This is a genomic window from Hyunsoonleella aestuarii, from assembly GCF_006148925.1.
GTDB lineage: Bacteria > Bacteroidota > Bacteroidia > Flavobacteriales > Flavobacteriaceae > Algibacter_D > Algibacter_D aestuarii.
The window spans coordinates 1,253,002-1,267,544 of the sequence record NZ_VAWB01000001.1; the positions used below are offsets into that span (position 1 = coordinate 1,253,002).

The following is a 14,543-nucleotide window of genomic DNA, read 5'->3' on the forward strand; positions in this document are numbered from 1 at the left end:
AATAATAATGATTAGTAAAAAAGTAGCAAATGTCCAAGATGCACTTAAAGGTGTTTCTGATAATATGACTTTCATGCTTGGTGGTTTTGGCCTTAGTGGTATTCCCGAAAACGCCATTGCAGAATTGGTTAGACTTGGCATCTCTGGTCTTACATGTATTTCTAATAATGCAGGAGTTGATGATTTTGGTCTAGGATTATTACTTCAACAAAAACAAATAAAAAAAATGGTATCGTCTTATGTGGGCGAAAATGATGAATTTGAACGTCAAATGCTGTCGGGAGAATTAGATGTAGAACTTATTCCACAAGGTACTTTAGCAGAACGTTGTAGAGCCGCTCAAGCAGGTTTTCCTGCCATTTATACACCCGCTGGTTATGGAACCGAGGTTGCAGATGGTAAGGAAACAAGAGAGTTTGATGGTAAAATGTACGTTTTGGAACATGCTTTTAAGGCAGACTTTGCCTTTGTGAAAGCCTGGAAGGGAGACGAGGCAGGTAACTTAATATTCAAAGGGACAGCTCGTAATTTTAACCCCAACATGTGTGGTGCCGCAAAAATAACAGTTGCTGAAGTTGAAGAATTAGTACCTCTTGGATCTTTAGACCCTAATCAAATTCATATTCCTGGAATATTTGTAAAGCGAATTTTTCAAGGAAAGACTTATGAAAAACGTATCGAACAACGAACCGTAAGACAAAGAGATTAGTTATGTTAGATAAAACAGGTATAGCAAGACGAATTGCGAAAGAAGTACAAGACGGATACTATGTTAATTTGGGAATTGGGATTCCCACTTTAGTAGCCAACTATGTAAGGAATGATATAGAAGTTGAATTTCAAAGTGAAAATGGTGTTTTAGGTATGGGGCCATTTCCTTTTGAAGGAGAAGAAGATGCCGATGTTATTAATGCGGGAAAACAGACGATAACGACATTACCTGGAGCTAGTTTTTTTGATTCAGCAATGAGCTTTTCTATGATTAGAGGTCAACATGTAGATTTAACCATATTAGGAGCCATGGAAGTTGCCGAAAATGGAGATATAGCCAATTGGAAAATTCCTGAAAAGATGGTTAAGGGCATGGGAGGAGCAATGGATTTAGTTGCGAGTGCTGAAAATATAATAGTCGCAATGATGCATACCAATAAGCGTGGGGAGTCTAAACTTTTAAAGCGTTGTTCATTACCATTAACAGGGGTAGGGTGTGTAAAGAAGATTGTGACTAACATGGCTGTAATAGAGGTAACAGAAAATGGGTTTCGACTTTTAGAACGGGCTCCTGGAGTCTCTGTCGAAGATATTCAAAATGCGACTGAAGGTAAACTAATTGTCGAGGGAGATATCCCAGAAATGAAATTATAGTATTAAGAATTTCAGGCATAAATCGATGTAAATGTTAAAAAAATACGCATTTCATCGATTTTATATGTTTTTAAACTGATATATTGAAAATTTGTTTCATATTTACAGTCCCCAAATTAACCAAATTAATAAATAGATTTGCCCAAAATCTACCATAAACTTAACCTACGAATATGGAACCAAATCTACCTGAACAAACTACTTTTGAAGAAAGTAAATTCAAAGAAACTATTCAAGAGAATTTACGATTTATAAGAAGTTTAATGTATTTAACTAAAAAAGTGTTCATGCTATAACCCTTTAGGGATGGCATGAATTAACTTTTTAGTGTATTCTTTTTTGGGATTATTGTATATAGTGTCAGCATCATCAAGCTCTTCTACTTTTCCTTGATTCATTACTAATAATTGATCAGACATAAATTTAACCACCGCTAAGTCGTGGGAAATAAAAATATACGTAAATTTAAATGTCTCTTTTAGATCATTAAGTAAATTTAAAACTTGGGCTTGAACCGATATATCTAATGCAGAAACCGATTCATCGCACACGATAAGTTTTGGTTGTAGCGCTATAGTTCTTGCAATACCAATACGTTGTCTCTGTCCACCAGAAAATTCATGAGGATATCTGTTAAAATAGGTTTCAGATAATCCAACTTTATTTAAAATATTAATTACGGCTTCCTTTCTTTCTTTATCGGACTTATAAAGCTTATGAACTTTCATTGGTTCCATAATAGCCTCTCCTACAGGTATGCGGGGATTTAACGATGAATAAGGATCTTGAAAAATGATTTGAATGTCTTTCCTGAGTTTTCTAGTTTCGGTTTTTGATAATTTGGTAATATCGATACCATTGTAACGTATTTCGCCAGCAGTTACCTTATCTAATTGAAGAATAGCGTTTCCTAAAGTCGATTTACCACACCCAGATTCTCCTACTAACCCCAGCGTTTCTCCTTCGTATAATTTGAAGCTCACGCCATCAACTGCTTTAAAGGTTTCGGGTTTTGAAAACCAACCCGAATTAGAAATATAGGCTTTTTCAGCATTTATAACTTCCAATAAAGGTGGATGCATGTATAATTTTTCCTGTTTTAGCTTACGCTCCTCTTCTGTAATAATCTCCTCTCTAAAAGTGCCTTCTAAATAGTCTTTTATAGTAGGTAAAACTTTTAACCTTGTATCTAATGAAGGTCTAGAGTTTATTAGTGCTTTTGTGTAATTGTGTTGTGGATTTTTAAATATGTTTTCAACCAAGCCTTGTTCAACAATATTGCCTTGATACATGACTAAAACACGATTGGCTATTTCTGAAATTAGACCCAAGTCATGTGTTATAAAAATGATACTCATCTTCGTTTCTAACTGTAGTTCTTTTAGTAGACTTATAATATCTTTTTGTACCGTAACATCAAGTGCTGTAGTAGGCTCGTCTGCAATTAAAATGTCTGGCTTACATGAAATAGCCATCGCTATCATAACACGCTGCTTTTGACCCCCAGAAATTTCATGAGGATAAGCACTAAAAACCCGATTAGGGTCTGGAAGTTTCACCTTTTCAAATAAAGAAATAACTTCATTTTTAGCCTCGCTCTTTGATAAAGTGTCATGATGAAGTAAAATTTCTAAAACTTGATTGCCACAGGTCATGGATGGATTTAAAGAGCTCATGGGTTCTTGGAAAATCATGGCAATTTTATTACCTCGAATATTCTCAAAATCTTTAGAGCTCAGTGCTACTAAATCTTTACTATTGTAGTAAATATTACCAGAATTGATTTTAGAGATTTGTTTTGGTAATAAACCTAAAATAGCCAAAGATGATACTGATTTTCCAGAGCCAGATTCTCCAACAATACCTAGTATTTCATTTTTATTTAAATGGTATGAGATTCCATGTATTACCTTATTATTTCCAAATGAAATAGATAACTTTTCAATATTTAAAATTGAATTGTCTTTCATTTAAATATGAATTATTTCATCATCGGTTAATATAGTGTCACCTCTCAACCGTAAAAATATTTGAGCAACAGCTATAGTGTCTTTTTCGCAGTATATGATAATACGGTCGATGTTATTTTCTTCATAATACACCTTGTAAACTTCGCTGCCATCTATATCGTCTTTTGGAGACGGGATGCCCAAAACATTAGTAAGTAATTTTAGTGAAGTATATGTTTTATAATCTCCAAATTTCCATAGTTCCAAGGTGTCTAGATGAGGTACTTCCCATGGTTTTTTCCCGAAGAGATTTAATTTATAGGGTAGCTCAATGTCGTTTATTATCATTCGTCTGGCAATGTAAGGGAAATCAAATTCCTTTCCATTATGAGCACAAAGCAGATGCTTTGTTTGACTAAAATGCGAAATTAAAAGGGTTTTAAAATCCTTCAATATTTTAACTTCATCTCCATAAAAAGAAGTTACTCTAAATTTTCTTATATCTTCTTGAATGTTAAAATATCCTACCGAGATGCAAATAATTTTACCAAATTCCGCCCAAATTCCGGCACGTTCGTAAAATTCTTCGGGTGTATAGTCTTCTTTTCTCTGATATTGTGATTTATGATCCCACAGAGATTGTTTGGTTCCGTCTAAATCAGAAAAATGTTGAAATTCTGGAACGGTTTCAATGTCCAAAAATAAAATGTTTTCAAGATTGAGTTTACTAATCATTATTCGAGCATTTTATAAGCTTCTTCAATATAAACAGTGATATCATCAGTAAATCTACCATCTCCTTCATCAGGTGATTTTCTATGACCCAAACGCACAATAATAATATTATCATGTGGCTCTACAATAACATACTGACCTAAATGCCCGCGCATCATAAAAAAGTGTTTGCTGCCAATGTCTTTCATCCACCAACCGTAACCATATTGAGGGCTTTCTTTAAACCGAGGTGTTATAGATTTTGCCACAAATGCAGAATCTAAAAGCTGTTGTCCATTCCAATTACCTCCATCTTTATATAATTTTCCAAAACGAGCAAAATCCTTTGCACTACTAGATATACAACAAAATGCTTTTGCTAATCTGTTTTCATCATCATCAAGTTGCCATAAGGCATCATTATTAGCCCCTAAGGGTTTCCAAAAACTTTCGGAGAGATAATTTGCCAATGATTTCCCAGAGGCTTTTTGAATTATCATTCCAAGTAATTGTGTGTCACCACTTGAATATTTAAATGTTTTCCCAGGTGTTTTTACTATTTTTTGATTTAAAATAGTTTCAGCTAAATCATCATCATAGTTAGCCCGTGCGGTTATTGAAAAAGGACTTGTATAATGTTCTATCCAATCTAAACCAGACGCCATTGATGCTAAGTCACCAACAGTTGTTTTTGCATCACCGTATTGAGGATAAAAATCAGTAATTGGCTGGTCTAAACTTACTATATAACCATCCATTATAGCTTTACCTAGTAAGGATGTTGTAATACTTTTTGCCATTGAAAACGAATTAGTTTTTGAGTTTTCATCAAATCCATCGTAATAGTTTTCAAACCAAATACTATCATTTTTAATAATTACATAAGCAACTGTACCCCAATCTTTATTAACATGAGATAACTTTTCAGTCTCTTTTACAGTATTATAGTTTTTATGATTTGGCCAAGGATTTGTATGCTTACCTTTTTTTATTATGTCATTTTCAAAATATGGATAATCATTAATAAAAGCGGTATTGTGTCCTGTAAAATAAACAACTCTAACACCTTTTAAGATATAGTTGTAATCAAAAATAAAAAGTAAAAATATAATCAGCCCAATAACTATAGCTAACCATTTAAGAAGTTTTTTAAAGAATTTCATTAAGTATGATTTAAGTAGAAACTAAAGATAAGAAAATTCGATACTTTTAGAAAAGGGATTGCTGCTTATAAGGATTTTCATGATTTAGTAACCACTCTTTTCTATGTAAACCACCAGCGTAACCAATAAGCGAACCATCACTTCCAATAACACGGTGACAAGGGATAATAATCCAAAGCGGATTTTTACCATTAGCATTGGCTACTGCTCGAATAGCTTTTACATCGCCGACTTGTTTTGACAACTCCAGATAAGATATTGTTTTTCCGTAAGGAACCCGCGCTAATTGCTTCCAAACTTTTTTCTGAAATTCGGTTCCTTGCGGATTTAATTTCAGGCTAAAAACCTGACGTTTACCTTCAAAATACTCTTTTAGTTGAATGACGCAGTCTTCTAAAACTTCAGGAATAACATCTGTAATTTTTTCTTCAGAATTTAAAACAGTAACCGATTGTAATCCCTCAACATCTGCAAAAATTTTAGTATAACCTAGTGGAGAATTAATTATGCACGTTTCCATTATTCAGGCGTAGAATCATCGGTAATAATACCTAATTTTTTAGCACGAGCTTCCCAGCTTTTTCTTGCAAGGTGTTGTAAGTCTGATACATTATCACTTTCATCCATGATTTCTAAACCGAGCAAGGTTTCAATAACATCCTCCATAGTTACTAAGCCATTTACTGAACCATATTCATCAACTACAAGAGCCATGTGGTTTCTACTTTCAACCAATTTTTCAAAGAGGGTAGGAATAGGAAGGTTTCTATTAACTACAATGATGTCTCGTTTAAGCTCGGATAGTTTTTTGGAGTTATTATCGAGAGCCATTTCTTTAAAGATTTCATCTTTTAAAACAAGACCAGTTATATTATCTTGTTCATTGGTGTAAACAGGAATTCTTGAAAAGCGAAGGTTCAAATTTTGTTTAAAAAAATCTTCAACTGTTGTCGTTTCATTTTCCGTTTTCATTACTGTTCTAGGCGTCATAACATCCTTAGCAAAGATTTCCTTGAAATTTAGCAAGTTCTTTATAATCTTACTTTCATTTTCTTGAAACACGCCTTCTTCATGAGCAATCTCAGTCATAGCAACAAAGCCTTCCCTGCTTAAAACACTGCCATGACCTTTACCTCCAATCAATTTTGTTGTGAGCTGCAATAGCCATAGAATACCGGTCCATTTTAGAGGAAAGATTAAAATGGTTAAGGTTTTAGAAGCAAAATTAGCAAGTCCTTTCCAGTATGTCGCACCAATTGTTTTAGGAATAATTTCTGAAGCTACTAAAATTAAAAAGGTCATAATAGCTGAAACAACGCCAACAGTGTTAATACCCCAAAGCTCAATTTTATAAGGAAGACTTTCTGCTTCAATACCAACCATCATAGCACCTAAAGTGTGTGCAATGGTATTAAGGGTGAGTATGGCAATAAGCGGTTTGTCAACATCTTTTTTTAATTCTTCTAATATTAAAGCATAGTCTTTCCCCTCTTGTTTTTTTACATTGATGAATGTCGGTGTTACGCTAAGAAGCACCGCTTCAAGAATAGAACATAAAAAGGAAAAGAAAATAGAAATTGTTGCCCAAAAAATTAATGCGCTCATTAAACAGGTTTTAGTTAAAGGCTAATTTACGAAAGTAATTTCACAACATCCTTAGCAAAGTAGCTGGCTATTATATCTGCTCCAGCACGCTTAAAAGCCGTTGTCGTTTCTAGCATAATTTGGTCGTGATTTAACCAGCCGTTTTCAGCCGCTGCTTTTATCATAGCATATTCGCCTGAAACCTGATATACAGCCACGGGAACATCTACTTCATTTTTAATGTCTCTTAAAATATCTAGATAAGAAAGACCTGGTTTTACCATAACGATGTCGGCACCTTCGTCAATATCCATTTCGGTTTCTCTTATGGCTTCAAAACGATTTCCATAGTCCATTTGATACGTTTTTTTATCCTTTGGAATATCTTGGATATCTACAGGAGCAGAATCTAGAGCATCTCTGAAGGGGCCATAGAATGCTGACGCGTATTTAGCTGAATAACTCATAATACCTGTATTTATAAAACCTTCATCTTCTAAAGCTTCACGAATGGTTAAAATACGACCATCCATCATATCGCTTGGTGCGACAAAATCGGCGCCAGCCTGGGCATGTGAAATACTCATTTCTGCTAAAAACTCTGCGGTTTCATCGTTAATGATTTGTCCGTTTTCAATAATGCCATCATGTCCGTATACAGAATAAGGGTCAAGAGCCACATCCGTCATTACTAGCATATCTGGGCATGCGTTTTTTACTGTTTTTACGGCACGTTGCATTAAACCATTTGGGATCAAGGCTTCTGTGCCTTTGTTGTCCTTAAGGTTGTCAGGAACTTTTACAAAAAGTAACACCGATTTCAAGCCCAGTTTCCAAAGCTCTTTGACTTCGTTTTCGAGCAAATCTAAGCTGAAGCGGAAATAATTTGGCATCGATGGAATTTCATGTTTAATTCCTTTGCCTTCCACTACAAAAAGTGGTACTAAAAAATCCTTTGGTGTTATGATGGTTTCACGAACTAATGAACGAATGGCTTCGGTGGTTCTTAATCTTCTGTTTCTTCTTAATGGGAACATAATAGTTTATGCTTTAAGTTATTTTGATAGGTTTCGACTGCGCTCAACCTGACATTTGATTTCATCTTATATTAAATCCAATCAACAGGGTTTTTCAATACTTCAATTAATTTTTCTTCCTCGCTTCCAGCTTCTGGTTGATGGTCGTATACCCATTGTACATGTGGTGGTAAACTCATTAAAATACTTTCAATACGGCCGTTGGTTTTTAGACCGAACAGGGTGCCTTTATCGTGGACTAAATTGAACTCTACATAGCGACCGCGACGTATTTCTTGCCATTTACGTTGCTCTTCAGTATATGGTAGATCTTTACGTTTTTCAACAATGGGAGTATAAGCTTCCAAGAAACTATCACCAACTTCTGATACAAAATTATACCAATTTTCCATAGTCATGGTTTCTGAAGCTTTGCAATAATCGAAAAACAATCCGCCTATACCTCTACCTTCGTTTCGGTGTGCGTTATAAAAGTATTCATCACAACGTTTTTTATAGGTTGAATAGAACTCTTGGTTGTGCTTATCACAGGCTGTTTGACAAGTTTGGTGAAAGTGTTTTGCATCGTCTTCAAATAGGTAGTATGGTGTTAGGTCTTGTCCGCCACCAAACCATTGATTTACAATGGCTCCGTCCTTGTCATACATTTCAAAATAGCGCCAGTTGGCATGTACCGTTGGTACCATAGGACTTGTAGGATGAATTACTAAGCTTAATCCGCATGCAAAAAAATCGACATCACCAACTTTAAAATAAGCTTGCATTGATTTTGGTAATTTACCATGAACTCCCGAAATATTTACACCGCCTTTTTCAAAAACTTTACCGTTTTCAATGACACGTGTGCGTCCACCACCGCCTTCAGGTCGTTTCCAAATATCTTCTTGAAATTTACTTTTACCATCAATTTCTTCAAGTTTAGAAGTAATGCGATCTTGCAGATCTTGTATATATTCATAAAATTTATCCTTCATTATTTATACCATTGTTTTATTACAATAAGTTGCTTTTTCGAAATCATCAATATTGATAGCTATAAATTTGACAGAAGGGAACATGTCTTTTAATTTGCTTACGATATTTTTAGAAAGATCTGCTTTTTGATTTGTTGATCTGCCTTCCATTATACTTCCAAATACATGAATAAAATCTCCCCGTTTGCCACCAACTAAATAATGTTCTTTAAACGGGTTTAGACGGACTTTAATATCTGGTTCATCAAATAATTTAGTATTGACAGCTGCTTGATGTACTTCAAGAATAATTTTTTCTGGTTGCTGAAGGTTTAAAATGTTTTCAGAACAATGGATTACAAAGTGTGGCATATTTTAAGGTTCAATTTCTTTATAAAGTTCGTACAATTCCATATCCAATGAGTTTTCACCTGGAGGAGCGAACTCTTTTTTTAAGGTTTTTATATGTGTGAAATTGCAATTTTCGGCAACTTTAACACTACCAACGTTACTTTTATGAACTACAATTTTCAACGTTTCTAATCCTAAATTTTCAAATGCATAATTTGACAATAACTTAATTGCATTTGTAGTTAATCCTTGCCTTTCAACATTATAATCAATGCAATAGGCAAACTCTCCTTGTTTTTTTGTCCAATCGAGTTCTATAATATAGATTAAACCAACTAAGCTATTTGATTCATTTTCCTTAATTGTGAATAAGAACTCTTCTTTTTTGTCAAATTGGATAACTTTTTTATCGACAAACAAGCGTGATAAGTCTGGTGTTAAATTTTGCTGCGATGTTTTTGGGAAAAACCGTTTAAATCGATCTTCATTGGTCACGATTAAATTACAGACGTTCCAAGCATCTTTTAAGGCAATGGGTGATATGTAATATGAGCCTAAACTAAGCTGCATTTAAGGTGTTATTTTTAAGATTTAAAGCTTCCACTGTTTGAGTTGATGCTGCTGTTACCGATAAAGGTAAAACTAAAATAACACCTAATAACGGAATGAGCAGGCATAATAAAAATACAACCCCATTACCAATTGCTAACCCTTTATGGTTTCGTACAAACTCAACGCTTTTTTTATATTTATAATGTCGTTCTAGGGTATAATCCATGTTACCAAAACCAGCATAGTATGCTTGCGTCATAAATAGTAATATAGTTGAAAAAATATTAACTATTGGAATGAATTTCAAAAGTAAAATAGGAATAGTAAGTAGTAATTCCATTACCAAGTTTCTGCCATTTATTTTTATACCTCGCCAAAGTTGTTGCATGAATGTTGTGTCCCGATGTTCATGTGTTGTAATTCCAGTGAAATGGACCTCTATTTTTTCTGAAACAGGACTCATAAAAGGTGCCGATAATGCCATTATGATATGTTTATAAAGAATAAGTCCGATAACAACAATAATAAGGCCTCCTAGAAAATTACTAATAGCTGAAAAGGTATCGTAACCCCAATCCCAAACCCAAATCCTAGAAATAAAACCACCAATGTTATCGGAGAGGCCATAAGCAGATACAAAAACTGCAATTGCAGTTATGAGGCTAATAATCATTGGAATGGCAAAATATTTCCAAAGTTTTAGTTTTGATATTAAGCTAAATGCTCCGAAGTAGGCTTTAATTCCTGAAATGATGTTTTTAATCATGACGCTAGTTTTGCGTTAGGGGTTGAGGCATTTGTTGAAGCTCTTTTTGTGTTATTGTACGTATGCAAAACATAAAAGCGACTGCCGAAAGCCCGATCTTTTTTTTTATAACGATAAGTAGATTTTTAAAACTTAATGTTACATAAAAATGGGTAACACCCATAATATTTTAATCGCCGTATTCCTTAACGGCGTCAATAAACGCTTTGGCATTATCCAATGGAATATTTGGAAGAATACCGTGACCAAGGTTTACAATGTATTTGTCTTTACCAAATTCATTAATCATTTGGTGTACCATTTTCTTAATTTCCGATGGAGGAGAAAACAGGCGTGTTGGGTCAAAATTACCTTGTAATGTAATATTACCGCCAGTTAAATACCTTGCATTTCGTGCAGAGCACGTCCAATCGATACCTAAAGCAGATGCACCAGATTTAGCCATTTCGCTAAGCGCAAACCAACACCCCTTTCCAAAAGCAATAACAGGAGCGTGGTCTTTTAACGCGTTAATTATTTGTTGGATGTATTGCCATGAAAATTCTTGATAATCTACTGGAGACAGCATACCTCCCCATGAATCGAATACTTGAACTACGTTACATCCCACTTTAACTTTTTCTTTAAGGTAAGATATAGTTGTATCTGTGATTTTTTGCAATAAGGTATGGGCCGCAACTGGATTTGTAAAGCAAAATTCTTTGGCTTTATCAAAGTTTTTGCTGCCTTGTCCTTGCACGCAATAACATAAAATAGTCCACGGAGAACCGGCGAAACCTATTAACGGAATCTCATCGTTAAGTTTTTCTTTTGTTGCTTTTATGGCTTGATACACATAGTCCAGTTCCAATTTTACATCTGGAACAATAACATTATCTACGTCTTTTTGAGAGCGTACAGGATTTGGTAAATAAGGTCCAAAATTAGGTTTCATTTGCACCTCGATATTCATGGCTTGTGGAATAACTAGAATATCACTGAATAGGATAGCAGCATCCATCCCATAACGACGGATAGGTTGTACAGTAATTTCACTCGCTAATTCTGGGGTTTGGCAACGTGTAAAGAAATCATACTTTGCCTTAATTTCCATGAATTCTGGTAAGTAGCGTCCTGCTTGACGCATCATCCATACTGGTGGACGATTGACAGTTTCTCCTTTTAATGCTCGTAAAAATAAATCGTTTTTAATGCTCATATCTTCTAAACGTAATGTTCGTTCACTAATTCGATCACACTCTCTACAGTTGGTACTTTGGCCACTCTTACATCTTTAAAGTGCTTTTTTGCTTCCTTTGCTGTTGTTTCTCCAATACAAAAGGCAATGACTTCGTTAGAATTACTGCGCGCAAAACTTTCAACAGTTGATGGGCTATAAAACATAACGCTTTCAACAGAATCATCTACTTCAAAGCCGTCAAATTTTGTTTGGTAAGCTTCTATTTCATTAACTTTTATATTGTTTTCAGAGAGCATAGTGGGTAATGCATCTAGCCTTATATCACTACAAAAATAAGTGACTTCTGTACCTTCAATATATTCAACCAAATACTCAGCAAGTTTTTTAGCATTTTTTTCAACATGTTTTACTTTTCCAATTTTATTTTCAATCAATCTTTTAGTGCGACGACCAACGCAATAAATATTTTGGAACTGTAATTCTGCTGCTGAATAGTTTGTAACTAAAGCCTCAACAGCATTTTTGCTTGTTAGTATAACGTTTTTAATTTCAGACTTTAATATTTGAGGACGAATACGATTTAAACTAATCTTTATAAAATCATCACTCTTACTAACCACTTTTGGATGAAATAATAAACGTTGATCTTCTGTTAATGATTTTGTTGAAACTACATTAATAGGTCGATGTGTGTATTTAATTTCATCCATTAATCTTTTACCGCCTCTTTCGATAATATAATCGGCACAAAAAACTGCTAAATCTTGATGCTTGCCTAGTTTTTCAACACGCTCCACCTGAATTTTCTTAGATCCATCTTTACTTAAAAGAACGCCTTTAAAGTTGATTTCTTCATTTTTAATATATGCCAAAGCACCTATAGGAGCAGTGCAGCCCCCTTCTAATTGGTTTAAAAACTTCCGCTCAATAGTTGTGCAAATTTCAGTTTCTTCATGATTTAATAGAGAACAAGCTTCCCTAACAAATTCATCTTCCCCTAAAGCCGTAATCATAATAGCACCTTGTGCAGGGGCAGGAATCATCCAATCTAAATTGATAGCATCATCGGGTCTAATACCTATTCTGCCAATACCGGCAGCCGCAAAAATAGCACCGTTCCAGTGTTTATTGTCATGAAGTTTTTGCAAACGAGAATTTACATTTCCTCGTAAATCTTCAATAGTATGTGTTGGGTATCTATTAAGCCACTGAGCTTTTCGGCGTAAACTACCAGTGGCAATTACAGCGTTTTTTGCACTTAAAAACTCTTCGTTATCCTTAAAAACCAAAGTGTCGTTTACGTTGCCACGTTTTAAAACGGCAGCCTGAACAATACCTTTTGGTAAAACAGTTGGTACATCTTTTAAAGAATGTACTGCGATATCGATATCATGATTCAACATGGCGATATCTAAGGTGCGTGTAAAAATTCCACTGATGCCTAATTCGTAAAGTGGTTTGTCCAGCACTAAATCTCCAGTAGATTTCACAGGAACTAATTCGGTTTTATGACCTTCATTTTCCAGTAAACTCTGCACAATTTTGGCTTGCCACAGTGCCAATTCACTATCACGCGTGCCAATTCTAATAATTTTAGACATTTGTTTTTTGAGGTTCTTCTAACTGAAATACTTTTTTAATTAGTTCCAGACTATCATCTGTAGAAACATCATCGTCTTTTAAATGATGTGCAAAATGATTTGTAATTTTTTGAATAATTTTATTACTGATTAATTCCGCCTGAGCCTCATTAAAATCAGCTAATTTTTTTCGTTGTGTATCTAATTCCGCAGCAGCAAAATCAGTTAGTTTATGTTTTAATGCTTTAATAGTTGGCGCGAATTTTCTTGTTTCCAACCAGCTATTAAATTCAGACTTAACTTCTTCAATTATATTTTCTGCTAAAGGGATATGTGCTTTGCGTTTTTCTAAGGTTTCGTCAGTAATTTTAGATAAATGATCTAAATGCACCAAAGACACATTGTCCAATTCTTGAACATTCTCATTCACATTTTTTGGAATGGATAAATCAAGAATTAAAAGTGGTTTCTTAGTTTGAATAATGTGTTTATCAATTGTTGGTCGTTGAGCTCCAGTCGCAACAATCAAGATGTCCGATTCACTAATTTCTTCTTGTAAATTAGAATAATCCTTAACCAATAAATTGAATTTACCGGCAATTCGTTCTGCTTTATCCTTTGTTCGGTTTATTAAGGTAATATGCTCGTTTTCGGTATGCTTTACCAAGTTTTCGCAGGTGTTTCTTCCTATTTTTCCTGTGCCAAACAGTAAAATATTTTTGTTGGTAACGTCTTGAACGTTTTTGAAGATATATTGAACTGATGCGAATGACACAGAAGTGGCACCTGATGAAATATTGGTTTCGGTTTTAATGCGTTTACTTGCTTGTATTACGGCATTCACTAGACGTTCAGAAAAATGATTTAACAAACCATATTTTCTGGATAGTTTACTGCTTACTTTTAACTGACTTATGATTTCAAAATCACCGAGGATTTGACTATCCAAACCAGATCCTACGCGAAACATATGAGCTATGGCGTCTTTATTTTTGAAGATATACGCAACATCACGAAATTCTTCAACAGTACCATACGTGTTATCGCAGAGTAATTCTATAAGTTGATAAGGGTGTTGTGCAAAGCCGTAAATTTCTGTACGGTTGCAGGTAGAGGTTACAATTAAACTTTCAATGCCATTATCTTTTGCTTGTTGCAATAAGGCATGTTTAGATTCGTCATCTAGACTAAAACGACCCCTAATATCGGCATCGGCTTTTTTGTAACTTAAGCCAATAGCGTAAAAGTAACTACTACGTGAAATATTATACTTCTGCATTGCTATACCTGAAATTGCGAAACAAAAGTAATTGGATAGCTTAAAAAAAAATAACGCTAAAAGAACTTTT

The 14,543-nt window shown here is 34.5% G+C and carries 16 protein-coding genes; 3 read left to right on the forward strand and 13 right to left on the reverse strand.

The genetic code is table 11. The features are described from left to right. The first annotated feature begins 7 nt into the window (after nt 1–7). From FEF17_RS05625 to FEF17_RS14475, 3 genes are all read left to right on the forward strand, one after another. Nucleotides 8–709: a CoA transferase subunit A gene (locus FEF17_RS05625; RefSeq protein ID WP_139001367.1), complete on the forward strand. Its 702-nt coding sequence runs from the start codon at nt 8–10 to the stop codon at nt 707–709. Nucleotides 710–711: 2 nt separating this feature from the next. After that, nucleotides 712–1,365, forward strand: a complete 654-nt coding sequence (locus FEF17_RS05630; protein WP_139001368.1) for a 3-oxoacid CoA-transferase subunit B — start codon at nt 712–714, stop codon at nt 1,363–1,365. A 173-nt stretch (nt 1,366–1,538) separates the two neighbouring features. Further along, nucleotides 1,539–1,661 (forward strand): hypothetical protein, encoded by a 123-nt coding sequence (locus FEF17_RS14475; protein WP_262709975.1) that lies wholly within the window; start codon nt 1,539–1,541, stop codon nt 1,659–1,661. On the opposite strand, the gene FEF17_RS05635 is transcribed toward FEF17_RS14475, so the two are convergent. The 13 genes from FEF17_RS05635 to hemA form a co-directional block, all read right to left on the reverse strand. Next, nucleotides 1,656–3,335, reverse strand: coding sequence for an ABC transporter ATP-binding protein (locus FEF17_RS05635; protein ID WP_139001369.1), 1,680 nt, complete (start codon nt 3,333–3,335; stop codon nt 1,656–1,658). The genes FEF17_RS14475 and FEF17_RS05635 overlap by 6 nt on opposite strands. Then, on the reverse strand, nt 3,336–4,049 hold the full coding sequence (locus tag FEF17_RS05640; protein ID WP_139001370.1) for a 3'-5' exonuclease: 714 nt from the start codon (nt 4,047–4,049) through the stop codon (nt 3,336–3,338). Then, on the reverse strand, nt 4,049–5,191 hold the full coding sequence (locus FEF17_RS05645; protein ID WP_139001371.1) for a serine hydrolase domain-containing protein: 1,143 nt from the start codon (nt 5,189–5,191) through the stop codon (nt 4,049–4,051). The genes FEF17_RS05640 and FEF17_RS05645 overlap by 1 nt, the downstream gene beginning before the upstream one ends. Before the next feature lie 46 nt (nt 5,192–5,237). Beyond that, nucleotides 5,238–5,711, reverse strand: coding sequence for a methylated-DNA--[protein]-cysteine S-methyltransferase (locus tag FEF17_RS05650; protein ID WP_139001372.1), 474 nt, complete (start codon nt 5,709–5,711; stop codon nt 5,238–5,240). Further along, a complete protein-coding gene (locus FEF17_RS05655) occupies nt 5,711–6,796 on the reverse strand; it encodes a CNNM domain-containing protein (protein ID WP_139001373.1) in 1,086 nt (361 codons plus the stop codon). The genes FEF17_RS05650 and FEF17_RS05655 overlap by 1 nt, the downstream gene beginning before the upstream one ends. A 26-nt stretch (nt 6,797–6,822) precedes the next feature. Further along, nucleotides 6,823–7,812: a porphobilinogen synthase gene (gene hemB / locus FEF17_RS05660; protein ID WP_139001374.1), complete on the reverse strand. Its 990-nt coding sequence runs from the start codon at nt 7,810–7,812 to the stop codon at nt 6,823–6,825. Between the two features lie 71 nt (nt 7,813–7,883). Further along, nucleotides 7,884–8,786: an oxygen-dependent coproporphyrinogen oxidase gene (gene hemF, locus FEF17_RS05665; RefSeq protein ID WP_139001375.1), complete on the reverse strand. Its 903-nt coding sequence runs from the start codon at nt 8,784–8,786 to the stop codon at nt 7,884–7,886. Nucleotides 8,787–8,789: 3 nt separating this feature from the next. Next, nucleotides 8,790–9,137, reverse strand: coding sequence for a 5-carboxymethyl-2-hydroxymuconate Delta-isomerase (locus tag FEF17_RS05670; protein ID WP_139001376.1), 348 nt, complete (start codon nt 9,135–9,137; stop codon nt 8,790–8,792). 3 nt (nt 9,138–9,140) lie between these two features. Beyond that, on the reverse strand, nt 9,141–9,686 hold the full coding sequence (locus FEF17_RS05675) for a GNAT family N-acetyltransferase (protein ID WP_139001377.1): 546 nt from the start codon (nt 9,684–9,686) through the stop codon (nt 9,141–9,143). Beyond that, entirely contained in the window at nt 9,676–10,434 is a 759-nt protein-coding gene (locus tag FEF17_RS05680) for an EI24 domain-containing protein (RefSeq protein ID WP_139001378.1), read from the reverse strand. Before FEF17_RS05680 ends, FEF17_RS05675 begins: the two co-directional genes overlap by 11 nt. 169 nt (nt 10,435–10,603) lie before the next feature. Next, a complete protein-coding gene (hemE, locus tag FEF17_RS05685) occupies nt 10,604–11,632 on the reverse strand; it encodes a uroporphyrinogen decarboxylase (protein ID WP_139001379.1) in 1,029 nt (342 codons plus the stop codon). 5 nt (nt 11,633–11,637) lie between these two features. Further along, on the reverse strand, nt 11,638–13,215 hold the full coding sequence (gene hemC, locus FEF17_RS05690) for a hydroxymethylbilane synthase (protein ID WP_139001380.1): 1,578 nt from the start codon (nt 13,213–13,215) through the stop codon (nt 11,638–11,640). After that, on the reverse strand, nt 13,208–14,473 hold the full coding sequence (gene hemA / locus FEF17_RS05695; RefSeq protein WP_139001381.1) for a glutamyl-tRNA reductase: 1,266 nt from the start codon (nt 14,471–14,473) through the stop codon (nt 13,208–13,210). The genes hemC and hemA overlap by 8 nt, the downstream gene beginning before the upstream one ends. Nucleotides 14,474–14,543: the final 70 nt, after the last annotated feature.